We start from the raw sequence: 26,237 nt of genomic DNA on the forward strand, positions 1-26,237 counted from the left end.
GTTATATAATTCGACAGGTATTTTTTTATCATATTCGCAATTCTGTCGAATATATCAGAAAAAGCTGCTATTTATTCAATTTTAATCCTATCTGGGTTTATATATTATTTGCAATATTTTTAAGGGTAAATTAACAATCGTTAATACATGTTAATTTTTGTTGAATTAAAAAAAAATGAAAATAAATACAACTTGGTTTGAAAGTTAGTGAAATATTACTACATTTGCCGACCCTTAAAGTAGGGGTAATTTTATATATTATTATAGTATGCCAACAATATCACAATTAGTACGAATAGGAAGAGAGACGATTACTAAGAAGAGTAAATCGGCTGCTTTGGATTCGTGTCCTCAAAGAAGGGGTGTTTGTACACGTGTTTATACTACCACGCCAAAGAAACCAAATTCAGCTATGAGAAAAGTAGCAAGGGTTAGGTTAACTAACGGTAAGGAAGTAAATGCTTACATTCCGGGAGAGGGTCACAATCTTCAAGAGCACTCGATAGTATTAGTAAGAGGCGGAAGAGTTAAAGATTTACCAGGAGTAAGGTATCATATTGTACGTGGTGCATTGGACACAGCAGGTGTGGCCGGTAGAACACAACGTAGATCTAAATATGGTGCAAAACGCCCTAAGAATTAATTAAACTTGTTTAAAAGGAAGTAATGAGAAAAAGACAGGCAAAGAAAAGACCACTTTTACCAGATCCAAGATTTAACGATCAATTGGTGACACGTTTCGTCAATATGATGATGTGGGATGGTAAAAAATCAGTTGCTTTTGGTGTTTTTTACGATGCAATAGATATCGTAGATGCAAAGAAGACTGATGAAGAGAAGACGGCTTTAGAACTTTGGAAAGATGCATTAAGTAATGTTATGCCGCACGTAGAAGTTAGAAGTAGAAGAGTTGGTGGTGCAACATTTCAAATTCCAATGCAGATTAGACCAGACCGTAAAATATCAACAGCCATGAAGTGGTTGATTAGTTATGCAAGAAAGCGTAACGAAAAAGGTATGGCTCAAAGGTTGGCAGGAGAAATTTTAGCAGCAGCTAAAGAAGAAGGTGCAGCAGTTAAGAAAAGAACTGATACGCACAAGATGGCTGAAGCAAACAAAGCATTCTCTCACTTTAGATTCTAATCGGAAATGGCAAGAGATTTAAGATATACAAGAAATATAGGTATTGCAGCTCACATTGATGCTGGTAAAACCACGACTACCGAACGTATTCTTTTTTATACAGGAGTTAGTCATAAGATAGGTGAGGTTCATGATGGCGCTGCTACGATGGACTGGATGGAGCAGGAGCAAGAAAGAGGTATTACAATTACTTCTGCTGCTACTACATGTGAATGGAAATTTCCTAAAGAAAATGGTGAGCCAACTGCTGAGGCAATGGATTATCATTTTAATATTATTGATACCCCTGGACACGTTGATTTTACTGTAGAGGTAAATCGTTCTTTACGTGTTTTAGATGGTTTGGTCTTTTTGTTTAGTGCTGTTGATGGTGTTGAGCCTCAATCGGAAACTAACTGGAGATTAGCTGATAATTATAAAGTTCCAAGAATTGGATTTGTGAACAAGATGGATCGTCAAGGTTCTAACTTTCTTATGGTTTGTAAGCAAGTTAAAGAAATGCTTGGTTCAAATGCAGTTCCAATAGTGCTTCCGATTGGCGATGAGTCTGATTTTAGAGGTATTGTTGATTTAGCAAAAAATAGAGCTATTGTATGGCATGAAGAGGGCTTTGGTGCTACTTTTGATGTTATTGATATCCCTGAAGATATGAAGGCTGAAGTAAGGGAGTATAGAGCTGCCTTGATTGAAGCTGTTGCTGAGTACGATGAAAATTTGATGGAGAAATTCTTCGAAGATGAAGATTCTATTACAGAAGATGAAGTACATGCTGCACTAAGATCTGCTGTTATGGATCGTGCAATCATACCTATGATTTGTGGTTCTTCGTTTAAAAATAAAGGTGTTCAGTTTTTATTGGATGCTGTTTGTAGATACTTACCTTCTCCGATGGATAAGGAAGCTATAGAAGGGACTAATCCTGATACAGGTGCTGTTGAAAGACGTAAGCCTAGTGTAAAGGAGCCTTTTGCAGCGTTAGCTTTTAAAATTGCTACTGATCCTTTCGTGGGAAGATTAGCTTTTTTCAGAACTTATTCTGGTCGTTTAGATGCGGGTTCTTATATATTGAATAACCGTTCAGGTAAAAAAGAACGTATTTCACGTATTTATCAAATGCATTCTAATAAACAAAATGCTATCGATTATATCGAAGCAGGTGATATTGGTGCGGCTGTAGGTTTTAAGGATATCAAGACGGGTGATACTATGTCTGATGAGAAGCATCCGATTGTTTTAGAGAGTATGAACTTTCCAGAACCTGTAATTGGTATTGCTGTTGAGCCTAAAACTAAAGCTGATGTAGATAAGTTAGGAATGGCTTTATCTAAATTAGCAGAAGAGGATCCAACTTTTCAAGTGAAAACAGATGAAGCTTCAGGTCAGACTATTATATCTGGAATGGGTGAGTTACACTTAGATATTATTGTTGACCGTTTAAGAAGAGAATTTAAAGTAGAGGTTAATCAAGGTGAGCCTCAAGTAGAATACAAAGAAGCATTAACTAAAACAGCTTCACATAGAGAAACTTATAAAAAGCAATCTGGTGGACGTGGTAAGTTTGGTGATATTGTATTCGAAATGGGACCTGCTGATGAAGATTTCGAGGGTGAAGGACTTCAGTTTGTTGATCAGATAAAAGGTGGTCGTATTCCTAAAGAATTTATTCCATCTGTTGAGAAAGGTTTTGCTTCGGCAATGCAAAATGGACCTTTAGCTGGTTATGAAATGGATTCTATGAAGGTGATACTTAAAGATGGTTCTTTCCATGCTGTGGATTCTGATGCACTTTCGTTTGAGTTAGCTGCAAAAATGGGTTACAAAGCTGCGGGTAAAGCTGCTGGTGCTGTAATTATGGAGCCAATTATGAAGTTAGAGGTTATTACTCCAGAAGAAAACATGGGTGATATCGTTGGAGATTTAAACAGACGTAGAGGAACTATTGGTAACATGAGCGATAGAGCTGGTGCAAAAGTTGTTAAAGGTACTGTGCCATTATCTGAAATGTTCGGATATGTTACATCTCTTAGAACATTATCTTCAGGTCGAGCTACTTCAACAATGGAATTTTCACATTATGCAGAGACACCTTCCAATATTTCAGCGGAAGTTATCAAAGCAGCAAAAGGTATAACAGCTTAAATTTAGGACATGAGTCAGAAAATTAGAATAAAACTAAAATCTTACGATCACAATTTAGTAGATAAGTCTGCCGAGAAGATTGTAAAAACGGTAAAGACTACCGGTGCTGTTGTAACAGGGCCAATTCCTTTGCCGACACATAAAAAGATATTTACGGTTTTACGTTCACCTCACGTGAATAAGAAATCAAGAGAGCAGTTCCAATTAAGTTCTTATAAGAGATTATTGGATATTTATAGCTCTTCATCTAAAACTATTGATGCGCTTATGAAGTTAGAACTTCCAAGTGGTGTCGAAGTTGAGATAAAAGTATAAGTAAATGTCTATCCCATTTATGGGTTAGACTACATGTCCTAAGCCGCGTGCGAGGGAAAAACGGAAAAAATAATTTAGGGTTAAATTATTTTGACCCTATTTTTTTACAAAGAATTTAATAAGTAATAATTAATATAAATAAGTATGTCTGGGTTAATAGGAAAGAAAGTAGGCATGACCAGTATTTTTGACGAGAATGGAAAAAACATTCCATGTACCGTTATCGAAGCTGGACCATGTGTAGTTACCCAAGTCAGAACCATTGAGGTCGACGGGTATAGTGCCCTTCAACTTGGTTTCGATGACAAGGCAGAAAGTCGTGCTATTAAGGCTGAATTAGGCCATTTTAAAAAAGCAGGTTCTTCTCCCAAGAAAAAAGTCATTGAATTCCGAGATTTTGAAGGTGAATTTAAATTAGGTGACACCGTAGGTGTTGATGTTTTTGTTGAAGGTCAGTTCGTAGATGTTGTTGGAACATCTAAGGGTAAAGGTTTTCAAGGTGTTGTTAAACGCCACGGATTCGCTGGGGTTGGTCAAGCAACTCACGGTCAGCATAACAGACTTAGAGCTCCAGGTTCTATTGGTGCTGCATCATATCCTGCTAGAGTATTTAAGGGTATGAAAATGGCCGGTAGAATGGGTACTGATCGTGTAACGGTTCAGAACCTTAGGATTTTAAAAGTAGTTCCAGAAAAGAATCTTTTAGTAGTAAAAGGTTGTGTTCCGGGCCATAAGAATGCTTATGTAACTATACAAAGGTAGATGTAATGAAGATAGCAGTTTTAGATATTAAAGGAAAAGACACAGGTAGAAAGGCAAACCTTTCTGATGATGTTTTCGCTATAGAGCCTAATGATCACGCAGTTTACCTAGATGTTAAGCAATATTTGGCTCATCAAAGACAGGGAACGCACAAAGCTAAAGAAAGAGCTGAGATCGCTGGTAGTACGAGAAAAATTAAAAAACAAAAAGGTACTGGTACTGCGAGAGCAGGTAGTATTAAATCACCAATATTTAGAGGTGGTGGTAGAATATTCGGTCCAAGACCTAAGGATTATACCCAGAAGTTAAATAAAAACTTGAAGCGTTTGGCAAGAAAATCTGCACTTTCTTTAAAGACTAAAGAAAATGCAATTTTAGTAGTTGAAGACTTCGATTTTGATACTCCAAAAACTAAAGATTTTATTAATGTTTTGAAGACGTTAGGTCTTGAGAATAAAAAGTCTTTAATAGTGTTGGGTGATTCAAATAAAGGTGTATATTTGTCTTCGCGTAATTTTAAAGGCTCAGAAGTTATAACTAACTCAGAATTAAGTACTTACAAAATTCTACATGCTAATAGTGTGGTATTGTTAGAGAGCTCTTTAGAAGGAATTGAATCGAACTTAAATAAACAATAATATCATGAGTGTGTTAATAAAACCAATTATAACGGAAAAAATGACTGCTGATAGCGAGTTGAATAACCGTTATGGATTCGTGGTTAACCCTAAGGCTAACAAGTTGCAGATTAAAGATGCGGTTGAAGCTACTTATGGTGTTTCTGTGAAGAAGGTTCGTACAATGAATTACGGTCCTTCAAGAAAATCCAGATATACAAAAACTGGTGTACAACATGGTAAAACAAATGCTATTAAAAAAGCAATTGTTGATGTGGTAGAAGGTGATATTATCGATTTTTACAGTAATCTATAAAGACAAGAAATGTCAGTTAGAAAATTAAAACCAATCACTCCAGGACAGCGTTTTAGAGTAGTAAATGGATTTGACGCCATTACTGCTGATAAGCCGGAGAAAAGCTTGCTTGCTCCGTTAAAAAAGTCGGGAGGTAGAAACAGTCAAGGAAAGATGACCATACGCCAAAAAGGTGGAGGTCATAAAAGAAGGTATCGTGTAATAGATTTTAAGAGAGATAAGCAAGATGTGCTTGCTACTGTTAAAACTATCGAATACGATCCAAATAGAACTGCATTTATTGCTCTTTTGGAGTATGCAGATGGTGAAAAGCGTTATGTAGTCGCTCAAAATGGTTTACAGGTTGATCAGCAGGTTTCTTCTGGTTCAGCTGTTGCCCCAGAGATCGGTAATGCAATGCCATTGAGTGAGATTCCTTTAGGAACTATAATTTCATGTATTGAGTTGAGGCCTGGTCAAGGTGCTGTTATGGCGCGTAGTGCTGGTACTTTTGCTCAACTTATGGCAAAAGATGGTAAGTTCGTTACTGTTAAAATGCCATCTGGTGAAACAAGATTAATTCTTTCAGGTTGTATGGCAACTATTGGGGCTATGTCTAATTCAGATCATCAATTATTGGTATCAGGTAAAGCTGGTAGAAGTAGATGGTTAGGTAGAAGACCAAGAACTAGACCGGTAGCGATGAACCCTGTCGATCACCCAATGGGTGGTGGTGAAGGTAGAGCTTCGGGTGGTCATCCAAGATCGAGAAACGGTATACCTGCTAAAGGATACAGAACTCGTTCTAAGACCAAGAGCACCAACAAGTATATAATAGAACGTAGAAAGAAATAAAAAAGTAGAAAGAAATGGCACGTTCACTAAAAAAAGGACCTTACGTTCACTACAGCTTGGAGAAGAAGATCCAACAAAGTGTATCATCCGGTAAAAAAGCGGTAATTAAAACCTGGTCTAGAGCTTCTATGATAACTCCTGATTTTGTTGGGATGACAATAGCGGTTCATAACGGAAAACAATTTGTACCTGTTTTTGTAACAGAAAACATGGTAGGACATAAACTAGGGGAATTCTCACCAACAAGATCTTTTAGAGGTCATGTTGGAGCGAAAAACAAAGGAAAAAAGTAAGCTATGGGAGTTCGTAAAAAACAGATGGCCGAAAGAATTAAGGCTGATAAGAAGAAGGTAGCTTTCGCAAAATTGAATAACTGTCCTACTTCACCTAGAAAGATGCGTTTAGTTGCTGATTTAATTCGTGGTGTAAAAGTAGAACAAGCTTTAGCTATTTTAAGGTTCAACCCTAAAGAAGCTTCTAGAAAGTTAGAGAAGTTGTTACTTTCAGCTTTAGCAAACTGGCAGGCAAAAAATGAAGATGCAAGTTTAGAAGATGCTGATTTAATTGTAGCTGAGATTAGAGTTGATGGTGGTGCAATGCTTAAAAGATTGCGTCCTGCTCCACAAGGTAGAGCACATAGAATTAGAAAACGTTCAAACCATGTTACTTTGGTTTTGGGGTCAAAAAATATAACAGAAAACTAGGATGGGACAGAAAACAAATCCAATAGGAAATCGTCTAGGAATCATTAGAGGTTGGGAATCTAACTGGTATGGTGGTAACGATTACGGAGATAAATTGGCTGAGGATGATAAAATACGTAAGTATATTCATGCCAGACTTTCTAAAGCTAGTGTTTCAAGAGTTATAATTGAACGTACTCTTAAATTAATCACTGTAACTGTAACTACTGCAAGACCTGGTATTATTATCGGTAAAGGTGGTCAGGAAGTTGATAAGTTAAAAGAAGAGTTGAAGAAAATCACCGGTAAGGAGGTTCAAATCAATATTTTTGAAATAAAAAGACCTGAGCTTGATGCGAATTTAGTAGCTGCAAGTGTTGCTCGTCAAATAGAAAGTAGAATTTCTTTTAGAAGAGCAATAAAAATGGCAATCGCCGCTGCAATGCGTATGAATGCTGAAGGAATTAAGATTCAGATCTCTGGTAGATTGAACGGTGCTGAAATGGCACGTTCAGAATCATATAAAGATGGTAGAATTCCATTATCTACCTTTAGGGCAGATATTGATTATGCTTTACAGGAAGCTCAAACAACATATGGTAAACTTGGTATAAAAGTTTGGATTATGAAAGGTGAGGTATACGGTAAAAGAGATTTATCACCATTAGTAGGAATGGAAAAGGATTCTGCTAAAGGCGGTAAGCAAGAAGGTGGAAGAAAACAACGTCGTAGAAAGTAATTTTTTAAAGAACTAAAGTAATGTTACAACCGAAAAGAACGAAGTTCCGTAAAATGCAGAAAGGCCGTATGAAAGGTCTTGCTGGTAGAGGACACCAACTTTCAAATGGTATGTTCGGTATAAAGAATGTTGATGATGCTACATTTTTGACTTCACGCCAAATAGAAGCTGCTCGTATTGCTGCTACTAGATTTATGAAGAGAGAAGGTCAATTGTGGATTAAAATATTTCCAGATAAGCCGATTACCAAAAAGCCATTAGAAGTACGTATGGGTAAAGGTAAAGGTGCACCAGAATATTTTGTAGCTGTGGTTAAACCAGGTAGAATAATGTTCGAAGTGGCCGGAGTTCCTATGGAAGTAGCAAAAGAAGCTTTAAGATTAGCGGCTCAAAAACTTCCTGTTAAAACAAAATTCATTGTAGCTCGAGATTACGAGGGCGGAAATTAAACGTAAGGAATAATGAAAAAACAAGAGATTAAAGAAATGTCTGTAGAAGGACTTACGGGGAAATTTGCCGAGTATAAGAAGCAACATGCAGATTTGAAAATGGCACATTTTGTAACTCCGTTAGAAAATCCACTTCAGATTAGAAAAGTAAGGAGAACGGTAGCAAGATTAGCCACTGAATTAACTAATAGGGAAAACCAATAATTGGTGGGCTTTATGGAAAAAAGAAACTTAAGAAAAGAGAGAGTAGGAGTTGTCACTAGTAATAAAATGGAGAAATCTATTGTTATTGCAGAAGTGAAAAGAGTAAAACATCCTATGTACGGTAAATTCGTTTTGAAGACAAAGAAGTATGTTGCACATGACGAAAAGAACGATTGTAACATTGGTGATACTGTGAAGATCATGGAAACTCGTCCTATGAGTAAAACCAAATGTTGGAGATTAGTAGAAATCTTAGAAAGAGCTAAATAAGTTATGTTACAGCAAGAATCTAGACTAAAAGTAGCGGATAACACAGGAGCAAAGGAAGTTTTAACTATCCGTGTTCTTGGTGGTACCAAAAGAAGATATGCTTCAATAGGTGACAAAATTGTTGTTACTGTTAAAGAGGCAACTCCAAACGGAGGTATCAAGAAAGGTGCGGTTTCAACTGCTGTTGTAGTTCGTACAAAGAAAGAGGTTAGAAGACCTGATGGGTCTTATATAAGATTTGATGACAACGCTTGTGTTTTATTGAATCCTGCCGGAGAAATGAGAGGAACTCGTGTTTTTGGACCTGTAGCAAGAGAGCTTAGGGATAAGCAGTTCATGAAGATTGTATCATTGGCCCCAGAGGTATTATAATATAACGGACAAGATGAAAAAGTTAAAAATCAAAACAGGAGATACGGTAAGAATTACTGCTGGTGACCATAAAGGTACCGAAGGTAAAGTGATGCGTGTGGATCTTGAGAAAAATAAAGCCATCGTTGAAGGTGCCAATATGGTATCTAAACATGAGAAGCCTAGTGCTAAAAACCCTCAGGGTGGTATTGTAAAAAAAGAAGCTTTAATCCATATTTCTAACTTAGGTTTAATCGACAGCAAGTCTGGCGAAGTAACGAGAGTAGGTTACGAAATGAAGGATGGTAAAAAAGTTAGGGTTTCCAAAAAATCCAATGAAGTAATTTAGTTATGGCATACGTTGCAAGATTAAAGAAAGAGTATAAGGAGCGAATAGTAGCTGCCCTTACCGAAGAGTTTGGTTACAGTAATGTAATGCAGGTTCCTAAGTTAGAGAAGATAGTAATGAGTAGAGGTGTAGGAGCTGCTGTTGCTGACAAGAAACTTATTGACCATGCAATAGATGAAATGACTATGATAACGGGTCAAAAAGCCGTTGCTACAATGTCTAAAAAGGATGTTGCTGCCTTTAAATTAAGAAAAGGTATGCCAATTGGTGCGAAAGTTACCTTGAGAGGTGAGCGTATGTACGAATTTTTAGATCGTTTGGTTACTTCTGCATTACCACGAGTTAGAGATTTTCAAGGGATCAAAGCTACAGGTTTTGATGGTCGTGGAAATTATAACCTTGGTGTAACAGAGCAAATTATTTTTCCTGAAGTTAATATTGATAAAATCAATAGAATTAACGGTATGGATATTACATTTGTAACTTCTGCAGAAACAGACAAAGAAGCAAAATCATTATTAACAGAATTAGGTTTACCTTTTAAAAAGAATTAGTATGGCTAAGGAATCAATGAAAGCCCGTGAGAGAAAAAGGGAAAGAACTGTAGCAGTTTATGCTGAGAGACGTAAAGCTTTGAAAGAAGCTGGAGACTATGAGGCGTTACAGAGATTACCTAAAAATGCATCTCCGGTACGTTTACATAATAGATGTAAATTAACTGGAAGACCTAAAGGTTACATGAGAACTTTTGGTATTTCAAGGGTGAAGTTCAGAGAGATGGCCAATGCCGGTTTAATACCAGGTGTTAGGAAAGCTAGCTGGTAAGATTAGAATTATTAATGGATTCAGGTTTAGCTTAATTGCTGAAAACCGTTTCCGAATTATATACATATGGTAACAGATACTATTGCAGACTACCTAACGAGAGTTAGAAACGCGAGTAGAGCGGGACATAGGGTTGTTGAAATTCCTGCGTCGAATCTAAAAAAAGAAATTACTAAAATATTATTCGATCAAGGATATATTTTAAGTTACAAGTTCGAAGAGAGCAAAGTACAAGGGACTATTAAAATAGCTTTGAAGTACGATAAGGTTACAAAAGAACCTGTCATCAAGAAAATACAGCGTATCAGTAAGCCTGGACTTAGAAAGTATGCAGGTAACGAAGATTTACCTCGTGTTTTGAATGGTTTAGGTGTTGCAATTGTTTCTACATCTCACGGTGTAATGACAAGTAAGCAAGCAAAGGCAGAAAAAGTTGGTGGTGAAGTTTTGTGCTACGTTTATTAATTGATTAAAGATTTAGAAAATGTCTAGAATAGGTAATAATCCAGTCGCAATTCCTGAAGGAGTTACAGTTGAAATCAACGACAATATCATTTCTGTTAAAGGAAAGTTAGGTGAGTTGGTTCAAGAGTTCTCAGGAGTTTTGATTAAAGTAGAAGACGGTGAGGTTTTTGTAACAAGACCTTCAGATTCTAAGGAGCACAAAGCAAAGCACGGTTTATATAGATCACTAATCGTTAATATGGTTGAAGGTGTTTCTAAAGGTTGGGCTAAAGAGTTAGAGTTGGTAGGTGTAGGTTATAGAGCAAGTAATCAAGGTCAAAAACTTGATTTAGCTTTAGGTTTTTCTCACAATATTGTTTTCGATATTGCCCCAGAGGTAAAGGTAGAAACAGTTTCTGATAAAGGTAAGAACCCTATTGTCAAGCTTACTTCACATGACAAACAATTAGTTGGTCATGTTGCAGCAAAGATTAGATCTTTCCGTAGTCCTGAGCCTTACAAAGGGAAAGGAATTAAGTTTGTAGGTGAAATATTAAGAAGAAAAGCTGGTAAGTCAGCTTAATAAAGGATATTATGGGATTATCAAAAACACAAAGAAAATTAAGAATCCGACGTAGAATACGTAAGGTTTCTTCTGGAACTGCAGCTAAACCAAGATTATCTGTATTTAGAAGTAACAGCGAAATATACGCTCAAGTTATAGACGACGTTAACGGAGTCACTTTAGTATCCGCTTCTTCAAGAGATAAGGATATCGCAAAAGTAAAAGGAAATAAAACCGAGATTGCTGCTTTGGTTGGTAAAACAATCGCTGAGAAATCTGTAAAAGCTGGCTTAGAAAAAGTAGCTTTTGATAGAGGAGGTAATTTGTATCATGGAAGAGTAAAATCTTTAGCTGATGGTGCAAGAGAAGCAGGACTAAAATTCTAATATACTAGTATGTTCCAAAAATATAAAAACGTAGAAACTGTTAAGCCAGGTGGTTTAGACTTAAAAGATAAATTAGTTGGTATTCAACGTGTAACCAAGGTAACAAAAGGTGGTAGAGCATTCGGTTTTTCTGCAATTGTTGTTGTTGGCGATGAGAATGGTGTTGTAGGTCACGGTTTAGGTAAATCAAAAGAAGTTGCAACGGCTATCGCTAAAGCAATTGAAGATGGTAAAAAGAACTTGGTACGTATTCCTTTAAATAAGGGTACTCTACCTCACGAGCAAAAAGGTAAATTTGGTGGAGCTAGGGTTTATATCCAGCCTGCATCTCATGGTACCGGTGTAATTGCTGGTGGTGCTGTAAGATCTGTATTAGAGTCTGTAGGTGTACATGATGTATTATCTAAATCTCAAGGATCATCAAATCCACATAACGTTGTAAAAGCAACATTCGATGCTTTGCTACAACTTAGAGATGCAAAGACTATTGCTACACAAAGAGGTGTTTCTTTAGAAAAAGTATTTAAAGGTTAAGAGGAAAATTATGGCAAAGATTAAAGTTACACAGAGAAAAAGTGGAATTAAGAAACCTCAAAATCAAAAAAGAACTTTAGAGGCTCTTGGTTTAAAAAGAATTGGTCAGGTTGTTGAACACGATGATACACCGAACATTCTTGGAATGATAAATAAAGTTAAACATTTAGTTTCCACAGAGGAAGCTTAAATATTAGAATAAAATGGGTTTACATAATCTACAGCCTGCAGAAGGTTCAGTTAATAGAGACGGAAAACGCCTTGGAAGAGGTCAGGGTTCTGGAAAAGGAGGAACAGCTGCAAGAGGTCATAAAGGAGCAAAATCAAGATCTGGTTATTCTAAGAAAATTGGTTTTGAAGGTGGTCAAATGCCTTTGCAACGTCGTGTACCTAAGTTTGGTTTTACGAATATTAATCGTAAAGATTACCAAGGTATCAATTTAGAAAAATTGCAAGAACTTGTTGATAATAAGATTTTAACTAACGAGGTTTCGTTAGATCTTTTGATCGAGAATGGTTTAGTTGGTAAAAATGATTTAGTGAAAATTTTAGGAAATGGTGAATTAAAAGAACCTCTAAAAATTTCAGTACATAAATTTACAGCATCTGCCAAAGCAGCTATTGAGGCAGCGGGTGGTGAAGCAATAAGTTTGTAAGCATAAACGAGAGCATGAAGAATTTTATTGATACAATATCCAATATTTGGAAGATAGAAGAGCTAAGAAATAGAATTCTTATTACTTTGGGTCTTTTGTTAGTTTATCGTTTTGGTTGTCAAATTGTACTTCCGGGTATTGATTCGACACAATTAGGTGGACTGACAGATAGTACTGATCAAGGTATATTTGGTCTTTTAAATGCATTCACAGGAGGGGCTTTTGCTAATGCTTCTGTTTTTGCTTTGGGTATCATGCCCTATATTTCAGCTTCTATTGTAGTTCAGTTGATGGGTATAGCAATACCTTATCTTCAGAAATTACAAAAAGAAGGAGAAAGTGGTCGTAAGACGATTAATCAAATTACTAGATGGTTAACCATCGGTATTTGTATTGTTCAAGCTCCTGCATACTTATACGGTTTAGAAGCATTCGGTGTTAGAGATAGTGCATTTTTATTAGGTAAAGGATTAGATTTTATGGTTCCTGCTGTTATTATATTAGTAACAGGTACTGTATTTGCCATGTGGTTAGGCGAAAAGATTACTGATAAAGGTATTGGTAATGGTATTTCATTGTTGATTATGATTGGTATCATCGCAACAATGCCACAGTCTTTTGTTCAAGAATTTATTTCAAGAACAACTGATAACAATGGTGGTTTAATGTTTATTTTAATAGAAGTAATCATTTGGTTCTTGGTTATTTTGGCCTGTATACTATTAGTAATGGCTACAAGACAAATACCTGTGCAATATGCAAGACGTACAGCTTCTGGTGGATATGAAAAGAACATAATGGGTTCTAGACAATATATTCCTTTAAAGTTAAATGCTTCTGGAGTAATGCCTATAATCTTTGCACAAGCAATTATGTTCGTGCCAGGTTTAATCGGAGGTGCTTTTGATGATACTGCCTTTGGACAGTGGATGCAAGTACAGTTCAGTGATATTTTTGGATGGGCATATAACTTGCTATTCGCAATATTGATTATAATCTTTACATATTTTTATACCGCTATTACTGTTCCTACAAATAAAATGGCAGATGACCTTAAAAGAAGTGGTGGATTTATTCCAGGAATACGTCCTGGTAAAGAAACTGGAGATTATTTAGATAAGATTATGTCTTTAATAACGTTACCTGGATCTATTTTCTTAGCTTTGCTGGCTATTTTACCTGCGATAGTTGTTAAGTTAATGGATGTTCAAGCTGGTTGGGCTTTATTTTATGGTGGTACTTCCCTATTAATTATGGTGGGTGTAGCTATTGATACGGTACAACAGGTTAACTCATATTTATTGAACAGACATTATGATGGATTAATGAAAACGGGTAAAAATAGAAAAGTAGCATAATTTATGGCTAAACAGGCAGCAATAGAACAAGATGGGTCTATTATCGAAGCATTATCTAATGCAATGTTTCGTGTAGAATTGGAGAATGGACATGTGGTAACAGCGCATATATCAGGTAAGATGCGTATGCACTATATTAAACTATTACCTGGAGATAAGGTTAAATTGGAGATGAGTCCGTATGACCTTACAAAAGCAAGAATTACATATAGATACTAAGATACAAGATGAAAGTAAGAGCATCAGTTAAGAAGAGAAGTGCCGACTGCAAGATTGTTCGCAGAAAAGGCAGGTTGTACGTAATCAACAAAAAGAATCCTAGATTTAAACAAAGACAAGGGTAATTATGGCAAGAATCGCAGGTATAGATATACCAAAACAAAAGAGAGGCGTAATCGCCTTAACCTACATTTTTGGAATTGGAAGAAGTAGGTCGCAAGAAATATTGAGTAAAGCCCAAGTTAGCGAAGATACTAAGGTTTCTGATTGGAATGATGATGAAATAGGTCGTATTAGAGAAGCTGTTTCTGAATTTGTAATCGAAGGTGAGTTACGTTCGGAAACTCAGTTGAACATTAAGCGTTTAATGGATATTGGCTGTTATAGAGGTATTCGTCATAGATCAGGTTTGCCCTTAAGAGGTCAACGTACTAAGAACAACTCTAGAACTAGAAAAGGAAAGCGTAAAACAGTTGCTAACAAGAAGAAAGCAACTAAATAATAATTAGGTATGGCAAAGGCAAGTACTAAAGTTACCAAGAAACGTAAAGTTATAGTTGATTCTGTTGGTGAGGCCCACATAAGTGCATCTTTCAACAACATCATCATCTCTTTGACTAATAAAAAAGGAGATGTTATCTCTTGGTCGTCTGCTGGTAAATTAGGTTTCAGAGGTTCTAAGAAAAATACACCGTATGCTGCGCAAGTAGCTGCTGAAGATTGTTCTAAAGTAGCTCATGAAGCAGGTTTAAGAAAAGTTAAGGTTTATGTAAAAGGTCCAGGTAATGGTAGAGAATCTGCTATTAGATCCTTACATAATGCCGGTATCGAAGTAACAGAAATTATTGATGTTACTCCAATGCCTCATAACGGATGTAGACCTCCTAAGAGAAGAAGAGTTTAATTAATTACTAATATATTTCACCGAAAGTGTAGTTACGATTATCGAAGGATAAGCCTTAATTCATAGTCTCACTTTCAAATTAAAAGAAAATGGCAAGATATACAGGACCAAAATCAAAAATCGCCCGTAAATTTGGCGAAGCAATTTTCGGAGATGACAAATCTTTCGAAAAAAAGAATTACCCTCCAGGACAACACGGAAATAACAGAAGAAGAGGTAAAAAATCTGAGTACTCTGTTCAATTAATGGAGAAGCAAAAAGCTAAATATACTTATGGTATTTTAGAAAAGCAATTCAGAAACTTATTCCAGACTGCTAAGAGAAAAGAAGGTGTTGCTGGTGAGATTTTACTTCAATTATGTGAATCTCGTCTAGATAACGTGGTTTTCAGAATGGGAATTTCTCCTACTAGAAGCGGTGCAAGACAATTAGTATCTCACAGACACATTACGGTTAACGGTGAGTTGGTAAACATACCTTCTTATTCATTAAAAGCAGGAGATGTTGTTGGTGTTAGAGAAAAATCTAAGTCATTACAAACTATACAGGATTCATTGACTGCAAGTAGCGCAGTTTATGAGTGGATTTCATGGAATAGCGAAAAGAAGGAAGGTACTTATGTTACTATTCCAGAAAGAATGCAAATTCCTGAAAATATCAAAGAACAATTAATCGTGGAGTTATACTCTAAATAAACAACACCGATCCAATTATGGCATTATTTAATTTTCAGAAACCCGATAAAGTAATAATGATCGATTCCTCTGATTTCGAAGGGAAGTTCGAATTTCGCCCTTTGGAACCTGGTTATGGATTAACTGTTGGGAATGCATTAAGACGAGTATTGCTTTCTTCTTTAGAAGGTCATGCAATTACTTCTGTTAGGATAGATAAAGTAGAGCATGAATTCTCTATGATACCTGGCGTTGTTGAAGATGTAACAGAGATTATATTAAACTTGAAACAAGTTCGTTTCAAGAAGCAAATAGAAGATTCTGAGGCTGAAGTTGTTTCAATTTCTGTAAGCGGAAAGAATCAATTGACTGCTGGTGATTTTCAAAAGTTCATTTCTGGATATCAAGTATTGAATCCTGATTTAGTAATTTGTAACATGGATGCTAAAGTTAGTATCAATATGGAAATTACTATTGAAAAAGGGAGAGGTTATGTTCCTGCAGAGGAAAATAAAAAGTCTGGTGCACCATTAGGTACAATAGCTGTCGATTCTATTTTTACACCTATTAAAAATGTAAAGTATAGTATCGAAAACTTTCGTGTAGAGCAAAAAACCGATTATGAAAAATTAGTTTTTGAAATCTCTTCAGATGGTTCTATTCATCCTAAAGATGCCTTAACTGAAGCTGCCAAAGTTCTTATTCATCACTTCATGTTATTCTCTGATGAGCGTATTACATTAGAAGCTGATGAAATAGCTCAGACAGAGACTTACGATGAGGAGTCATTACACATGAGACAATTATTGAAAACTAAATTAGTTGATATGGATCTTTCGGTTCGTGCGCTAAATTGCTTAAAAGCAGCTGAAGTTGATACTTTGGGAGATTTAGTTTCTTTTAATAAGAATGACTTAATGAAGTTTAGAAACTTCGGTAAAAAATCTTTAACTGAACTTGAAGAACTTGTAATTAACAAGGGATTAAGTTTTGGTATGGATTTATCAAAATACAAATTAGATAAAGATTAAATAATCATATTTTGCTCCTCGTTCTATCGAGTTTGGTAGCAAGATGATAAAATTAAAAGATGAGACACGGTAAAAAAATTAATCACTTAGGTAGAAAAACAGCTCACAGAAAAGCAATGTTAGCAAACATGGCTTGTTCTTTGATCGAACACAAAAGAATCAACACTACGGTAGCTAAAGCGAAAGCTTTGAAACAATTTATTGAGCCTTTGATTACAAAATCAAAAGCTGAGAATAATGTAAGTGCTGAAAAAGGTACTCATAACAGACGTATCGTTTTTAAGAATCTTCGTGATAAATATGCAGTAACTGAATTATTCAGTGTTGTTTCTGAGAAAGTTGCTGATAGACCAGGTGGTTATACTAGAATAATCAAGTTAGGAAATCGTTTAGGAGATAACGCTGATATGGCGATGATCGAATTAGTTGATTTTAACGAGCTATACAATGCTGGTAAGCCTAAAAAGAAATCTACTAGAAGAAGTAGAAGATCTGGTGGTGATGCTGAAGTTGTTTCTGCAGAGAAAGAAACTAAAGTTGAAGAAGCTCAAACTGAAACTGAAGCTAAGACAGATGATTCTAAGGAATAAAATTGTCGATAAATATTAATAATGAAAAAGGATAAGCTTTCTAGCTTATCCTTTTTTTATGTTTTTTTGTGAACGAAATAAATTATAAAACTAAAATGAAATATCAGGCAAAGAGAAAGGCAATTATTTTACTTGCAGACGGTACAATCTTTCATGGTAAATCTGTTGGAGACAAAGAAGGAACAGCTTTTGGTGAGGTATGTTTTAATACAGGTATGACCGGTTATCAAGAAATATTTACAGATCCATCTTATTTCGGACAAATTATGGTTACTACTAATGCGCATATAGGTAACTACGGGGTAAATATAGACGAAGTCGAATCTGAGTCTATTAAGATTTCAGGCTTGGTTTGTAAAAACTTTAGCTATGAATACTCAAGACCGTTGGCAGATGATAGCTTACTAGGTTTTTTAAATAAAAATGAATTGTTCGCTATCTCTGATGTTGATACACGTGCATTGGTTAGTTATATTAGAGATAATGGTGCAATGAATGCTGTAATATCTACAGACATTGATAATATAGATGATTTAAAAAAACGTTTAAGTTCAGTGCCTAGTATGGAAGGTTTAGAATTAGCTTCTAAGGTGTCGACAAAAGAACCATATTTTGTTGGCGATGAAGATGCAACTTTTAAAATAGCAGCACTAGATATTGGTATTAAAAAGAACATTTTGCGTAACCTAGTTAAGCGTGGTGCTTATGTAAAAGTTTTTCCTTACAATACTAGTTTTGAAGATATGTCAGCTTGGAACCCAGATGCCTTCTTTATTTCTAATGGTCCCGGTGATCCAGAACCATTAGTTGATGCCATTGCTGCCGTTAAAAAAATGATACAAACAGATAAACCGTTATTCGGTATTTGTTTAGGTCATCAAGTATTGGCTTTGGCAAATGGGGTTTCTACTTATAAGATGCACAATGGTCATAGAGGTATAAATCATCCGATTTTAAATTTAATTACTGGTAAAGGTGAAATTACTTCACAGAATCATGGTTTTGCAATTAATAGAGAAGAGACAGAAGCTAATTCGAATTTGGAAATTACTCATACGCATCTAAATGATAAAACAGTTGCTGGTATTCGAATGAAAAATAAAGATGTGTTTTCAGTTCAATATCACCCAGAAGCAAGTCCGGGTCCACATGATGCAGATTATCTTTTTGATGATTTTTTTAAATTAATTGAGAATTGTTCAAAACATAACGAAATAGTTTAAATAAACATTAATTAATTGGCAAATGTAGGGGGCGAATAAGCTAGTTAAATGCATGCTTTTGTATCTTTACTTTTTAAACAAACAACTAAAAAAAGAGTATAAATGAGTATTATATTAAATGTTCACGCAAGGCAAATTTTTGATTCTAGAGGGAATCCAACAGTTGAAGTAGATGTGGTTACTGAAAACGGAGTAATGGGAAGAGCAGCTGTTCCTTCTGGAGCTTCTACAGGTGAGCATGAGGCGGTTGAGCTTCGCGACGGTGGTAAGGCTTTTATGGGTAAAGGTGTTACACAGGCCGTTGACAATGTTAATAATATTATTGCAGAAGAGATATTAGGAATGAACGTTTTTGATCAAAACCTTTTGGATCAAACAATGATCGATTTAGATGGTACGCCAAATAAATCGAAACTAGGAGCAAATGCTATTTTAGGGGTGTCATTAGCCGCTGCTAAAGCTGCTGCCAATGAATTAGGACTTTCTCTTTTTAGATATATCGGTGGGGTAAGTGCTAATACGCTTCCTGTACCAATGATGAATATTATTAACGGTGGTTCACACTCAGATGCTCCTATCGCATTTCAAGAATTCATGGTAATGCCTGTTAAAGCAAAAAGCTTTTCGCATGCAATGCAAATGGGTACTGAAATTTTTCATCACTTGAAAAAAGTGTTACATGATCGCGGTCTTAGTACAGCTGTAGGTGATGAAGGTGGTTTTGCACCAAATCTTGCAGGTGGTACTGAAGATGCATTAGATACGATTGCAAAAGCTGTTAAAAATGCAGGATATACTTTAGGTGATGACGTAATGATCGCTTTAGATTGTGCCGCAGCAGAATTTTATGTTGATGGTAAATACGACTATACCAAATTTGAAGGAGAATCTGGTGTTATTAGAACTTCTGAAGAGCAGGCTCAATATTTAGCAGATTTAAGTGCTAAATACCCAATTATCTCTATCGAAGATGGTATGGATGAAAACGACTGGGATGGCTGGAAATCTTTGACCGATAAAATCGGAGATAAAGTTCAATTAGTTGGTGATGATTTATTCGTAACAAACGTTGAGCGTCTATCTACTGGTATCGAAAGAGGAATTGCAAATTCAATTTTAATTAAGGTAAATCAAATTGGTACATTGACAGAAACAATTGCTGCGGTAAACATGGCTAAAAATGCTGGTTATACATCTGTAATGTCTCATCGTTCTGGTGAAACTGAAGATAATACTATTGCTGATTTGGCTGTAGCTTTGAATACAGGTCAAATTAAAACAGGATCGGCTTCTAGATCAGATCGTATGGCAAAATACAACCAATTACTTCGTATTGAAGAAGAGTTGGGTAGTACAGCTTATTATCCTCAAGAAAAAGCCTTTAAATTAGGATAATTTTTTTAAAGATTATATAATTAAGCCTTTCTCTAGAGAAAGGCTTTTTTTTTTGGCGTACTTCAAAACTTTAACTACCTTTTGAGAATAAACCACTAATAATACCTCTTTGTTAGCGTATGAATAATTTTCTTTTTGTTTCCGCAGAGAACGATGCTATTCCAGATTGTAAAGCAGGTGGAATGGGTGATGTCGTTAGAGATGTGCCTAGAGAGATATCGAAACGAGGAGATAAAGCTCACGTGGTGGTACCCGCCTATTCAAGATTACATAAAAACGGAATTTTTAAGACTAAACTTGAATTTAGTCTTAGAGGTATGCCTTATACAGCAGAATTATATGAAGTAGTACCAAAAAAGGTAAATAAGAATATTACACATTATGTAATTCATCATCCTGAAATAATGGAAGGTGGTATTGCGCATATATATCATGATGACCCTACTGAGCCATTTTTTAACGATTTTGTAAAATTTATAATTTTCTGTACTGCTACGGCAGAGGCTATTAAGGTTGGTGCTTTCGGCGATTTGGATATTGTGCATATGCATGACTGGCATTCTGCAGCACTGTTGTTTATAAAAACATTTCATCCGAATTATCAAGATTTAAAGAAGATGAGATACGTATATACGATACACAATCTAGCTATACAGGGTATTCGCCCTTTTTATAATAATTACGCATCTGTAAGTCATTGGTTTCCAGAAGTTCAATTAGACCATAAAGCCTTGATGGATCCTCGTTATCAAGATTGTATTAATTTAATGGCGGTAGGTATTCGTTTTGCCGATGCAGTTCATACGGTTTCTCCATCTTACAAAGAAGATGTTCTTTTGCCAAGTAGAAGACCTGAATTTATTGGAGGTGAAAGTTTGGAAAATGATTTGATCAAGGCAGATAATGAAGGACGCCTTTTTGGGATACTTAATGCCAGTAATTACGATAATATTAGAGTTGCTGAAAAAGGTCTGTTGTATAGAAATACCGTCAAAGCTCTTTTTAGATGGCTACAGGATACATCAAAAAAATACAAAGCAGATTTTCTTGCACATACCGGTGAGAAAATTATGCAATATGTTGGTAACAAACCAAAATTTATTGTGTCGAGTGTCGCAAGATTAACCGAACAGAAATTTTACTTTCTAAAGCGTTCTCCTGAAGCTTTTGAGCAAATGCTAGCCAGGTTAGATGAAATAGAAGGTATTTTCATTTTATTAGGTACGGGCGATCCCGATTATGAAGATTTCTTTCGTCATATGAGCTATCAGCACAAGAATTTTGTTTTTACGAACGGACAGTCTGAAGATTTAATCGATTCTATGTATTTAGAAACAGATTTATATTTTATGCCGAGTTTGTTCGAACCGTGCGGTATTAGTCAAATGCTAGCCATGAGAAATGGTAACCCTTGCTTGGTGCATCATACAGGCGGACTAAAAGATACTGTTGAGCATTTACATACCGGTTTTGCTTTTAGCGGTAATACTTATGATGAGCAAATTAGTAATATGGTAAAAAGTTTCGATGAGGCTTTGACTATTTGGGAACATGATAAAGACACTTGGAAAAAGATTAAAGCGAATGCAAAAAAGGCTCGTTTTACCTGGGAAAAATCATTAGATGAATATTATACTTCACTTTATCTGTTGTAATGAAAGCTATTCATAGAACTTATTGTTAATTTTACCCAAAACAGATTTTTGAAATTGGTAAACCACTCTTGTTTTGTTAACTTTACGAGAAGTATTTAAAACGTAAAAATTAAAAATGTCAGACAAAGCTATTTTAGAATATAATGGTGAAAAATATGAGTTTCCTGTTATTAAAGGAACCGAAAACGAACTTGCAATTGATATCGCTACTTTGCGTTCGGTTACCAATGGAATTATAACTATTGATCCAGGGTATAAAAATACAGGGTCATGTGAAAGTGCTATTACTTTTTTAGATGGTGAGAAAGGAATTTTGCGTTACAGAGGATATTCAATTGAAGAGTTAGCTGAGAAAGCAGATTTCTTAGAGGTTGCTTATGCATTGATTTTTGGTGAATTGCCAAATGCAAAAGAACTAGCGAAATTTCATAAAGACATTAAAGATGAATCTCATGTAGATGAAGAGATGAAAAAGATTTTGGACGGTTTTCCAAAGTCTGCACACCCAATGGGAGTTTTGTCTTCTTTAACTAGTGCATTAATAGCATTTAATCCGTCGACAGTAGATGTAAGTTCTGACGATGCTATGTACCATTCGATTGTGCGTATTCTAGCTAAATTTCCAGTTCTTGTAGCTTGGACATTGCGTAAAAAGAAAGGTCTTCCATTAGATTATGGTGACGATAGTTTAGGGTATGTAGAGAACATTCATAAAATGATGTTTAAGCGTCCTAATCAAGAGTATAAGCAGAACAAACTAATTATCGAAGCTTTAGATAAATTATTGATTTTGCATGCAGATCATGAGCAAAACTGTTCTACGAGTACCGTACGTATCGTAGGGTCTTCTCATGCTGGTTTGTTTGCATCTTTATCAGCAGGTATTTCTGCGCTTTGGGGTCCATTACACGGTGGTGCTAACCAAGCTGTTTTAGAAATGCTTGAAGCTATCGAAGCAGATGGTGGCGATACTAAAAAGTACATGGCGAAAGCTAAAGATAAATCAGATCCTTTTAGATTAATGGGCTTCGGTCATAGAGTTTATAAGAACTTCGATCCACGTGCTAAGATTATTAAAAAAGCCGCCGATGAAGTATTGGCAGATTTAGGTATCGATGATCCAATTCTTGCAATTGCAAAAGGTTTAGAGAAAGAAGCACTTGAGGATCAATACTTTGTTGACAGAAAATTATATCCAAATGTAGATTTCTATTCTGGCATTATCTATAGAGCTTTAGGTATACCAACAGAAATGTTTACAGTAATGTTCGCTTTAGGTAGATTACCAGGGTGGATTGCACAATGGAGAGAAATGAGATTGAACGGCGAGCCTATTGGTAGACCAAGACAAGTTTATGTTGGTAAAAATTTAAGACCTTTTGTCGAACTGGACAAGAGGTAGATTGCTACCGTTATCAAAAAAACAAAAAGCTCTTTTAATTTTAAAGGGGCTTTTTTTTGTGCCATTTTTTAATTCATTTTAAAATATAAATATATGTTGCAGTTAAATATTAACGATGAAGTTTCAAGGTTAAAAGCTGTCGTATTAGGAATCGCTAAAAGCTCTGGACCAACACCTACCGTTGAAGAGGCTTATGACCCAAAATCATTAGAACATATTAAAGCGGGTACGTATCCGGTTGAAGAAGATATGGTCGCTGAGATGGAGGGTTTTAGAAAAGTATTCGAGAAATATGATGTTAAGGTTTTTAGACCAGAGGTTCTCGAAGACTGTAATCAAATATTTACTAGAGATATTGCATTTGTTATTGAAAATAAGCTCATCAAAGCGAACATACTACCTGATCGCGAACAAGAGGTCGAAGCGATTTTGCATGTTTTGGATAAAATTGATGATGAAAATATTCTAACACCGCCAGATGACGTTCATGTTGAAGGTGGAGATGTAATGCCGTGGAACGATTATATTTTTGTTGGCACCTATACCGCTCCCGACTATTCTTCCTATATAACTGCACGAACTAATAAAGCTGCCGTAACATATTTAACGAAACAATTTCCGCATAAGACGATTAAGTCATTCGAATTAAGAAAGTCTAATACGGTCGCACAAGAGAATGCATTGCATTTAGATTGTTGTTTTCAACCTTTAGGTAAAGGGAAAGCTATTTTGCACAAAAACGGATTCTTGGTAGAAGACGAATACCAATGGTTGGTAGACTTTTTTGGTAAAGAAAATGTATTTGAAATAGATGCCAATGAAATGTACCATATGTATAGTAACGTCTTTTCTATTTCACCAGATGTCGTAGTGTCTGAACGTAATTTTACACGTCTTAACAATTGGCTGCGTCAACAGGGTTTTACGGTAGAAGAAATTGCGTACGCCGAAATATCAAAACAAGAAGGTTTATTACGCTGTAGTACCTTACCACTCATAAGAGAATAATTTAAAAAACTATAAAGAGAAATTTAATTATTACCCCGATATGCAAATAACAAATACTATACTCATGATTCGCCCGGTGTCGTTTAGAATGAACGAGCAGACCGCTGTCAATAACTACTTTATGGAAGATATTGATATGAAGAATCAAGAAATTAATCAAAAAGCTCAAGATGAGTTTGATGCCTTTGTAACCGTATTAAAGAATAAGGGAGTTCATGTTATCGTTGTTCAAGATACTAATGAACCAGACACTCCGGATAGTGTTTTTCCTAATAATTGGGTTTCATTTCACTCAAACGGAACTGTTGGTGTTTATCCGATGTTTGCCGAAAATAGAAGAAATGAAAGAAGAGATGATATTTTCGAGATATTAGAACAAAGCGGTTTTAAGATCAATGATGTTATAGATTATACTTCTGCTGAAGACGAAGGATTATATCTTGAAGGTACGGGTAGTATTTTATTAGATAGGGTAAATAAAAAAGCATATTGCGCTTTGTCTGAGCGCGCAGATGAAGAGTTGTTTATAGAATTTTGTGAAGATTTTGATTTCTTCCCGGTGATATTTACTGCAAATCAGTCGGTTGATGGTAAAAGACTTCCTATTTATCATACCAATGTAATGATGGCCTTGGCTGAAAATTTCGTAGTTATTTGTCCTGCTACGATCGATGATAAGAAAGAACGTAAAAATGTGTTAGACCATCTTAAGAACGATGGTAAAGAAATTATAACTATCACTGAGCAACAAATGCATCATTTTGCAGGTAATATGTTGCAAGTATTAGGATCTGATGATAAGAGATATATGGTTATGAGTTCTGCTGCATACCACAGTTTATCGCCTGAGCAGATTGCCCAAATAGAAAATCACTGTGCAATTTTACATAGCTCATTACAAACTATCGAAACTTGTGGTGGTGGTAGTGCTCGCTGTATGATGGCAGAAGTTTTTCTTCCAAAGAGCTAAAAAAGGGTTCGGAGATATTCTAATTTTAAAATTGAATGGGTTAAATAAATAGTATACTTTGATTACCTTCATAGCTATCGTATTTTAATTTTTATACATTTTAATAAATAGTATGAAGCAAAAGCCAGTCTATACTTTTTTAATCTTAATGGTAATTGGAGTTTTTCTCGTATTTGCAGGTTCTCCAAAAATATCTGATTATGAGATCGTTGAAGTGGAAAATACTGTTGAAGTAACTTCTGATGATTCTTATAATAAGATGATGGATGTACTTACCCATCAACGTTGTATGAATTGTCACCCCAGTGATCACATACCAAAACAGGGCGATGCTAGTCATCCGCATCATTTTGGTATGGCCAGAGGTGAAGATGATCATGGCTTTGAAGCAACGAGCTGTAATACATGTCATCAATCGGAAAATAATTTGAATTCGGGTGTTCCTGGTGCTCCTCATTGGGCATTGGCACCAGCTTCAATGGCTTGGGAAGGACTCACTCGCGAACAAATAGCAGAACGTTTACTTGATAAAAGTACGAATGGCAATCGAAGTCATCAAGAACTTATTGAGCATATGACCGAAGATGATTTAGTGCTTTGGGCATGGGAGCCGGGCGTGGATGCTGATGGTAAGCCAAGAACTATACCACCAGTTTCAAAAGAGGACTTTAAGAAAGCTGTTGAAAACTGGTTTGCTGACGGAGCAATAATCCCTTCTAAATAATAAAACCTTATGGAAATTTCCTTGACTGTAAACGGTATTTTAAAAATCGTAGATATAGCAGATGAAAACACCCCTTTACTTTGGGTCGTTAGAGATACTTTAGATTTAAAAGGTACAAAGTTTGGATGCGGAAAAGCGGCTTGTGGAGCATGTACCTTACTTGTAGATGATGAAGCGGTGCGTTCTTGTTCTTATCCTGTAAAATTTGCGGAAGGAAAAAAAGTGACTACAATAGAAGGGTTAGGAGATAGAGAAAATCCGCACCCAGTTCAACAAGCATGGATAGAGGAAATTGTACCGCAATGTGGCTATTGTCAACCAGGTTTTATGATGGCAACGGCTGCCTTATTAAACAAAGTGCCTAAACCAACAGATGAAGATATTGATAAGAATATTATAAATGTATGTCGTTGTGGTACCTATTACAGAATGCGAAAAGCCATACATAAAGCGGCGGAGTTGCAAGCAGAGAAGGTAATTAATGAATCTAAAGAGGTGTAATC

Annotated in this window: 40 protein-coding genes; all 40 read left to right on the forward strand. The window is 35.7% G+C overall.

All coding sequences use genetic code 11. The annotated features are described in order from the left end of the window. Positions 1-268 precede the first annotated feature (268 nt). The 40 genes from rpsL (at position 269) to ACPF9A_RS14320 (ending at position 26,235) form a co-directional block, all read left to right on the forward strand. Positions 269-643 carry a 30S ribosomal protein S12 gene (gene rpsL / locus ACPF9A_RS14125; RefSeq protein ID WP_027064832.1) on the forward strand — a complete coding sequence of 125 codons (375 nt, stop codon included), beginning with the start codon at positions 269-271 and terminating at the stop codon, positions 641-643. Positions 644-666: 23 nt separating this feature from the next. Beyond that, positions 667-1,143, forward strand: coding sequence for a 30S ribosomal protein S7 (rpsG, locus tag ACPF9A_RS14130; RefSeq protein ID WP_133686477.1), 477 nt, complete (start codon positions 667-669; stop codon positions 1,141-1,143). A gap of 6 nt (positions 1,144-1,149) precedes the next feature. Next, on the forward strand, positions 1,150-3,282 hold the full coding sequence (gene fusA, locus ACPF9A_RS14135) for an elongation factor G (RefSeq protein WP_423997954.1): 2,133 nt from the start codon (positions 1,150-1,152) through the stop codon (positions 3,280-3,282). Positions 3,283-3,291: 9 nt separating this feature from the next. Beyond that, on the forward strand, positions 3,292-3,597 hold the full coding sequence (gene rpsJ / locus ACPF9A_RS14140) for a 30S ribosomal protein S10 (RefSeq protein WP_007094989.1): 306 nt from the start codon (positions 3,292-3,294) through the stop codon (positions 3,595-3,597). 144 nt (positions 3,598-3,741) lie between these two features. Then, complete coding sequence (gene rplC / locus ACPF9A_RS14145) at positions 3,742-4,359, forward strand: 50S ribosomal protein L3 (RefSeq protein ID WP_423997959.1); 618 nt, start codon at positions 3,742-3,744, stop codon at positions 4,357-4,359. A 5-nt stretch (positions 4,360-4,364) separates the two neighbouring features. Further along, the gene (gene rplD, locus ACPF9A_RS14150) at positions 4,365-4,997 is read left to right on the forward strand and encodes a 50S ribosomal protein L4 (protein ID WP_133686480.1); all 633 of its coding nucleotides are present in this window, start codon (positions 4,365-4,367) and stop codon (positions 4,995-4,997) included. A 4-nt stretch (positions 4,998-5,001) separates the two neighbouring features. Then, positions 5,002-5,292 carry a 50S ribosomal protein L23 gene (gene rplW, locus ACPF9A_RS14155; protein ID WP_027064827.1) on the forward strand — a complete coding sequence of 97 codons (291 nt, stop codon included), beginning with the start codon at positions 5,002-5,004 and terminating at the stop codon, positions 5,290-5,292. 9 nt (positions 5,293-5,301) lie between these two features. After that, positions 5,302-6,126 carry a 50S ribosomal protein L2 gene (gene rplB / locus ACPF9A_RS14160; protein ID WP_133686481.1) on the forward strand — a complete coding sequence of 275 codons (825 nt, stop codon included), beginning with the start codon at positions 5,302-5,304 and terminating at the stop codon, positions 6,124-6,126. A 14-nt stretch (positions 6,127-6,140) separates the two neighbouring features. Next, complete coding sequence (rpsS, locus tag ACPF9A_RS14165; RefSeq protein ID WP_133686482.1) at positions 6,141-6,419, forward strand: 30S ribosomal protein S19; 279 nt, start codon at positions 6,141-6,143, stop codon at positions 6,417-6,419. 3 nt (positions 6,420-6,422) lie between these two features. Continuing rightward, the gene (gene rplV, locus ACPF9A_RS14170; protein WP_423997962.1) at positions 6,423-6,830 is read left to right on the forward strand and encodes a 50S ribosomal protein L22; all 408 of its coding nucleotides are present in this window, start codon (positions 6,423-6,425) and stop codon (positions 6,828-6,830) included. A 1-nt stretch (position 6,831) separates the two neighbouring features. Continuing rightward, on the forward strand, positions 6,832-7,548 hold the full coding sequence (gene rpsC, locus ACPF9A_RS14175; protein ID WP_133686484.1) for a 30S ribosomal protein S3: 717 nt from the start codon (positions 6,832-6,834) through the stop codon (positions 7,546-7,548). A 20-nt stretch (positions 7,549-7,568) separates the two neighbouring features. Continuing rightward, on the forward strand, positions 7,569-7,997 hold the full coding sequence (rplP, locus tag ACPF9A_RS14180) for a 50S ribosomal protein L16 (RefSeq protein ID WP_027064822.1): 429 nt from the start codon (positions 7,569-7,571) through the stop codon (positions 7,995-7,997). 12 nt (positions 7,998-8,009) lie between these two features. Then, a complete protein-coding gene (gene rpmC / locus ACPF9A_RS14185; RefSeq protein WP_423997965.1) occupies positions 8,010-8,201 on the forward strand; it encodes a 50S ribosomal protein L29 in 192 nt (63 codons plus the stop codon). A 12-nt stretch (positions 8,202-8,213) separates the two neighbouring features. After that, positions 8,214-8,471 carry a 30S ribosomal protein S17 gene (gene rpsQ / locus ACPF9A_RS14190; protein ID WP_027064820.1) on the forward strand — a complete coding sequence of 86 codons (258 nt, stop codon included), beginning with the start codon at positions 8,214-8,216 and terminating at the stop codon, positions 8,469-8,471. A gap of 3 nt (positions 8,472-8,474) precedes the next feature. After that, a complete protein-coding gene (gene rplN, locus ACPF9A_RS14195; protein ID WP_027064819.1) occupies positions 8,475-8,843 on the forward strand; it encodes a 50S ribosomal protein L14 in 369 nt (122 codons plus the stop codon). Between the two features lie 13 nt (positions 8,844-8,856). Next, positions 8,857-9,171: a 50S ribosomal protein L24 gene (gene rplX, locus ACPF9A_RS14200; RefSeq protein ID WP_133686485.1), complete on the forward strand. Its 315-nt coding sequence runs from the start codon at positions 8,857-8,859 to the stop codon at positions 9,169-9,171. A gap of 2 nt (positions 9,172-9,173) precedes the next feature. Beyond that, positions 9,174-9,725: a 50S ribosomal protein L5 gene (gene rplE / locus ACPF9A_RS14205; RefSeq protein ID WP_133686486.1), complete on the forward strand. Its 552-nt coding sequence runs from the start codon at positions 9,174-9,176 to the stop codon at positions 9,723-9,725. 1 nt (position 9,726) lies between these two features. After that, positions 9,727-9,996 (forward strand): 30S ribosomal protein S14, encoded by a 270-nt coding sequence (gene rpsN, locus ACPF9A_RS14210; protein WP_423997969.1) that lies wholly within the window; start codon positions 9,727-9,729, stop codon positions 9,994-9,996. A gap of 66 nt (positions 9,997-10,062) precedes the next feature. Beyond that, positions 10,063-10,461: a 30S ribosomal protein S8 gene (gene rpsH, locus ACPF9A_RS14215; RefSeq protein WP_133686488.1), complete on the forward strand. Its 399-nt coding sequence runs from the start codon at positions 10,063-10,065 to the stop codon at positions 10,459-10,461. Positions 10,462-10,480: 19 nt separating this feature from the next. Beyond that, on the forward strand, positions 10,481-11,023 hold the full coding sequence (gene rplF / locus ACPF9A_RS14220) for a 50S ribosomal protein L6 (RefSeq protein WP_423997971.1): 543 nt from the start codon (positions 10,481-10,483) through the stop codon (positions 11,021-11,023). Between the two features lie 11 nt (positions 11,024-11,034). Beyond that, complete coding sequence (rplR, locus tag ACPF9A_RS14225) at positions 11,035-11,391, forward strand: 50S ribosomal protein L18 (RefSeq protein ID WP_423997973.1); 357 nt, start codon at positions 11,035-11,037, stop codon at positions 11,389-11,391. Between the two features lie 9 nt (positions 11,392-11,400). Further along, positions 11,401-11,925: a 30S ribosomal protein S5 gene (gene rpsE, locus ACPF9A_RS14230; protein WP_058103817.1), complete on the forward strand. Its 525-nt coding sequence runs from the start codon at positions 11,401-11,403 to the stop codon at positions 11,923-11,925. A 10-nt stretch (positions 11,926-11,935) separates the two neighbouring features. Beyond that, entirely contained in the window at positions 11,936-12,115 is a 180-nt protein-coding gene (gene rpmD, locus ACPF9A_RS14235; RefSeq protein ID WP_133686491.1) for a 50S ribosomal protein L30, read from the forward strand. Positions 12,116-12,128: 13 nt separating this feature from the next. Further along, entirely contained in the window at positions 12,129-12,581 is a 453-nt protein-coding gene (rplO, locus tag ACPF9A_RS14240; protein ID WP_423997976.1) for a 50S ribosomal protein L15, read from the forward strand. 14 nt (positions 12,582-12,595) lie between these two features. Further along, positions 12,596-13,939 carry a preprotein translocase subunit SecY gene (gene secY, locus ACPF9A_RS14245; RefSeq protein ID WP_133686493.1) on the forward strand — a complete coding sequence of 448 codons (1,344 nt, stop codon included), beginning with the start codon at positions 12,596-12,598 and terminating at the stop codon, positions 13,937-13,939. Positions 13,940-13,942: 3 nt separating this feature from the next. Beyond that, a complete protein-coding gene (gene infA / locus ACPF9A_RS14250) occupies positions 13,943-14,158 on the forward strand; it encodes a translation initiation factor IF-1 (protein WP_013305172.1) in 216 nt (71 codons plus the stop codon). An 8-nt stretch (positions 14,159-14,166) separates the two neighbouring features. Further along, positions 14,167-14,283, forward strand: a complete 117-nt coding sequence (ykgO, locus tag ACPF9A_RS14255; protein ID WP_013305171.1) for a type B 50S ribosomal protein L36 — start codon at positions 14,167-14,169, stop codon at positions 14,281-14,283. Between the two features lie 2 nt (positions 14,284-14,285). Continuing rightward, positions 14,286-14,660 (forward strand): 30S ribosomal protein S13, encoded by a 375-nt coding sequence (rpsM, locus tag ACPF9A_RS14260; protein ID WP_133672059.1) that lies wholly within the window; start codon positions 14,286-14,288, stop codon positions 14,658-14,660. A gap of 9 nt (positions 14,661-14,669) precedes the next feature. After that, positions 14,670-15,062 (forward strand): 30S ribosomal protein S11, encoded by a 393-nt coding sequence (rpsK, locus tag ACPF9A_RS14265; RefSeq protein ID WP_027064807.1) that lies wholly within the window; start codon positions 14,670-14,672, stop codon positions 15,060-15,062. Between the two features lie 89 nt (positions 15,063-15,151). Continuing rightward, positions 15,152-15,757 (forward strand): 30S ribosomal protein S4, encoded by a 606-nt coding sequence (gene rpsD / locus ACPF9A_RS14270; protein WP_423997983.1) that lies wholly within the window; start codon positions 15,152-15,154, stop codon positions 15,755-15,757. Between the two features lie 17 nt (positions 15,758-15,774). Then, complete coding sequence (locus tag ACPF9A_RS14275; RefSeq protein ID WP_423997985.1) at positions 15,775-16,767, forward strand: DNA-directed RNA polymerase subunit alpha; 993 nt, start codon at positions 15,775-15,777, stop codon at positions 16,765-16,767. Between the two features lie 59 nt (positions 16,768-16,826). Further along, complete coding sequence (rplQ, locus tag ACPF9A_RS14280) at positions 16,827-17,357, forward strand: 50S ribosomal protein L17 (protein ID WP_133686496.1); 531 nt, start codon at positions 16,827-16,829, stop codon at positions 17,355-17,357. A gap of 95 nt (positions 17,358-17,452) precedes the next feature. Next, positions 17,453-18,580: a glutamine-hydrolyzing carbamoyl-phosphate synthase small subunit gene (gene carA / locus ACPF9A_RS14285; protein WP_423997987.1), complete on the forward strand. Its 1,128-nt coding sequence runs from the start codon at positions 17,453-17,455 to the stop codon at positions 18,578-18,580. Positions 18,581-18,682: 102 nt separating this feature from the next. Further along, a complete protein-coding gene (gene eno / locus ACPF9A_RS14290; protein ID WP_423997989.1) occupies positions 18,683-19,975 on the forward strand; it encodes a phosphopyruvate hydratase in 1,293 nt (430 codons plus the stop codon). Positions 19,976-20,094: 119 nt separating this feature from the next. After that, the gene (locus ACPF9A_RS14295) at positions 20,095-21,630 is read left to right on the forward strand and encodes a glycogen synthase (protein WP_423997991.1); all 1,536 of its coding nucleotides are present in this window, start codon (positions 20,095-20,097) and stop codon (positions 21,628-21,630) included. Positions 21,631-21,745: 115 nt separating this feature from the next. Further along, a complete protein-coding gene (locus ACPF9A_RS14300; protein WP_423997993.1) occupies positions 21,746-23,032 on the forward strand; it encodes a citrate synthase in 1,287 nt (428 codons plus the stop codon). Between the two features lie 93 nt (positions 23,033-23,125). Next, positions 23,126-24,040, forward strand: coding sequence for a dimethylarginine dimethylaminohydrolase family protein (locus ACPF9A_RS14305; RefSeq protein ID WP_423997995.1), 915 nt, complete (start codon positions 23,126-23,128; stop codon positions 24,038-24,040). Between the two features lie 40 nt (positions 24,041-24,080). Beyond that, complete coding sequence (gene ctlX, locus ACPF9A_RS14310) at positions 24,081-25,010, forward strand: citrulline utilization hydrolase CtlX (protein ID WP_423997997.1); 930 nt, start codon at positions 24,081-24,083, stop codon at positions 25,008-25,010. Positions 25,011-25,122: 112 nt separating this feature from the next. Further along, on the forward strand, positions 25,123-25,734 hold the full coding sequence (locus ACPF9A_RS14315) for a hypothetical protein (RefSeq protein WP_423997999.1): 612 nt from the start codon (positions 25,123-25,125) through the stop codon (positions 25,732-25,734). Positions 25,735-25,743: 9 nt separating this feature from the next. Next, positions 25,744-26,235: a (2Fe-2S)-binding protein gene (locus ACPF9A_RS14320; RefSeq protein WP_423998001.1), complete on the forward strand. Its 492-nt coding sequence runs from the start codon at positions 25,744-25,746 to the stop codon at positions 26,233-26,235. Positions 26,236-26,237: the final 2 nt, after the last annotated feature.

Origin of the sequence: Maribacter sp. IgM3_T14_3, from assembly GCF_049603095.1 — a bacterium.
GTDB lineage: Bacteria > Bacteroidota > Bacteroidia > Flavobacteriales > Flavobacteriaceae > Maribacter.

Bases quoted from the DNA above. Each gene is read 5' to 3' on its own strand.
- rpsL (WP_027064832.1), top strand. From the start codon at position 269: ATGCCAACAATATCACAATTAGTACGAATAGGAAGAGAGACGATTACT.
- rpsG (WP_133686477.1), top strand. From the start codon at position 667: ATGAGAAAAAGACAGGCAAAGAAAAGACCACTTTTACCAGATCCAAGA.
- fusA (WP_423997954.1), top strand. From the start codon at position 1,150: ATGGCAAGAGATTTAAGATATACAAGAAATATAGGTATTGCAGCTCAC.
- rpsJ (WP_007094989.1), top strand. From the start codon at position 3,292: ATGAGTCAGAAAATTAGAATAAAACTAAAATCTTACGATCACAATTTA.
- rplC (WP_423997959.1), top strand. From the start codon at position 3,742: ATGTCTGGGTTAATAGGAAAGAAAGTAGGCATGACCAGTATTTTTGAC.
- rplD (WP_133686480.1), top strand. From the start codon at position 4,365: ATGAAGATAGCAGTTTTAGATATTAAAGGAAAAGACACAGGTAGAAAG.
- rplW (WP_027064827.1), top strand. From the start codon at position 5,002: ATGAGTGTGTTAATAAAACCAATTATAACGGAAAAAATGACTGCTGAT.
- rplB (WP_133686481.1), top strand. From the start codon at position 5,302: ATGTCAGTTAGAAAATTAAAACCAATCACTCCAGGACAGCGTTTTAGA.
- rpsS (WP_133686482.1), top strand. From the start codon at position 6,141: ATGGCACGTTCACTAAAAAAAGGACCTTACGTTCACTACAGCTTGGAG.
- rplV (WP_423997962.1), top strand. From the start codon at position 6,423: ATGGGAGTTCGTAAAAAACAGATGGCCGAAAGAATTAAGGCTGATAAG.
- rpsC (WP_133686484.1), top strand. From the start codon at position 6,832: ATGGGACAGAAAACAAATCCAATAGGAAATCGTCTAGGAATCATTAGA.
- rplP (WP_027064822.1), top strand. From the start codon at position 7,569: ATGTTACAACCGAAAAGAACGAAGTTCCGTAAAATGCAGAAAGGCCGT.
- rpmC (WP_423997965.1), top strand. From the start codon at position 8,010: ATGAAAAAACAAGAGATTAAAGAAATGTCTGTAGAAGGACTTACGGGG.
- rpsQ (WP_027064820.1), top strand. From the start codon at position 8,214: ATGGAAAAAAGAAACTTAAGAAAAGAGAGAGTAGGAGTTGTCACTAGT.
- rplN (WP_027064819.1), top strand. From the start codon at position 8,475: ATGTTACAGCAAGAATCTAGACTAAAAGTAGCGGATAACACAGGAGCA.
- rplX (WP_133686485.1), top strand. From the start codon at position 8,857: ATGAAAAAGTTAAAAATCAAAACAGGAGATACGGTAAGAATTACTGCT.
- rplE (WP_133686486.1), top strand. From the start codon at position 9,174: ATGGCATACGTTGCAAGATTAAAGAAAGAGTATAAGGAGCGAATAGTA.
- rpsN (WP_423997969.1), top strand. From the start codon at position 9,727: ATGGCTAAGGAATCAATGAAAGCCCGTGAGAGAAAAAGGGAAAGAACT.
- rpsH (WP_133686488.1), top strand. From the start codon at position 10,063: ATGGTAACAGATACTATTGCAGACTACCTAACGAGAGTTAGAAACGCG.
- rplF (WP_423997971.1), top strand. From the start codon at position 10,481: ATGTCTAGAATAGGTAATAATCCAGTCGCAATTCCTGAAGGAGTTACA.
- rplR (WP_423997973.1), top strand. From the start codon at position 11,035: ATGGGATTATCAAAAACACAAAGAAAATTAAGAATCCGACGTAGAATA.
- rpsE (WP_058103817.1), top strand. From the start codon at position 11,401: ATGTTCCAAAAATATAAAAACGTAGAAACTGTTAAGCCAGGTGGTTTA.
- rpmD (WP_133686491.1), top strand. From the start codon at position 11,936: ATGGCAAAGATTAAAGTTACACAGAGAAAAAGTGGAATTAAGAAACCT.
- rplO (WP_423997976.1), top strand. From the start codon at position 12,129: ATGGGTTTACATAATCTACAGCCTGCAGAAGGTTCAGTTAATAGAGAC.
- secY (WP_133686493.1), top strand. From the start codon at position 12,596: ATGAAGAATTTTATTGATACAATATCCAATATTTGGAAGATAGAAGAG.
- infA (WP_013305172.1), top strand. From the start codon at position 13,943: ATGGCTAAACAGGCAGCAATAGAACAAGATGGGTCTATTATCGAAGCA.
- ykgO (WP_013305171.1), top strand. From the start codon at position 14,167: ATGAAAGTAAGAGCATCAGTTAAGAAGAGAAGTGCCGACTGCAAGATT.
- rpsM (WP_133672059.1), top strand. From the start codon at position 14,286: ATGGCAAGAATCGCAGGTATAGATATACCAAAACAAAAGAGAGGCGTA.
- rpsK (WP_027064807.1), top strand. From the start codon at position 14,670: ATGGCAAAGGCAAGTACTAAAGTTACCAAGAAACGTAAAGTTATAGTT.
- rpsD (WP_423997983.1), top strand. From the start codon at position 15,152: ATGGCAAGATATACAGGACCAAAATCAAAAATCGCCCGTAAATTTGGC.
- ACPF9A_RS14275 (WP_423997985.1), top strand. From the start codon at position 15,775: ATGGCATTATTTAATTTTCAGAAACCCGATAAAGTAATAATGATCGAT.
- rplQ (WP_133686496.1), top strand. From the start codon at position 16,827: ATGAGACACGGTAAAAAAATTAATCACTTAGGTAGAAAAACAGCTCAC.
- carA (WP_423997987.1), top strand. From the start codon at position 17,453: ATGAAATATCAGGCAAAGAGAAAGGCAATTATTTTACTTGCAGACGGT.
- eno (WP_423997989.1), top strand. From the start codon at position 18,683: ATGAGTATTATATTAAATGTTCACGCAAGGCAAATTTTTGATTCTAGA.
- ACPF9A_RS14295 (WP_423997991.1), top strand. From the start codon at position 20,095: ATGAATAATTTTCTTTTTGTTTCCGCAGAGAACGATGCTATTCCAGAT.
- ACPF9A_RS14300 (WP_423997993.1), top strand. From the start codon at position 21,746: ATGTCAGACAAAGCTATTTTAGAATATAATGGTGAAAAATATGAGTTT.
- ACPF9A_RS14305 (WP_423997995.1), top strand. From the start codon at position 23,126: ATGTTGCAGTTAAATATTAACGATGAAGTTTCAAGGTTAAAAGCTGTC.
- ctlX (WP_423997997.1), top strand. From the start codon at position 24,081: ATGCAAATAACAAATACTATACTCATGATTCGCCCGGTGTCGTTTAGA.
- ACPF9A_RS14315 (WP_423997999.1), top strand. From the start codon at position 25,123: ATGAAGCAAAAGCCAGTCTATACTTTTTTAATCTTAATGGTAATTGGA.
- ACPF9A_RS14320 (WP_423998001.1), top strand. From the start codon at position 25,744: ATGGAAATTTCCTTGACTGTAAACGGTATTTTAAAAATCGTAGATATA.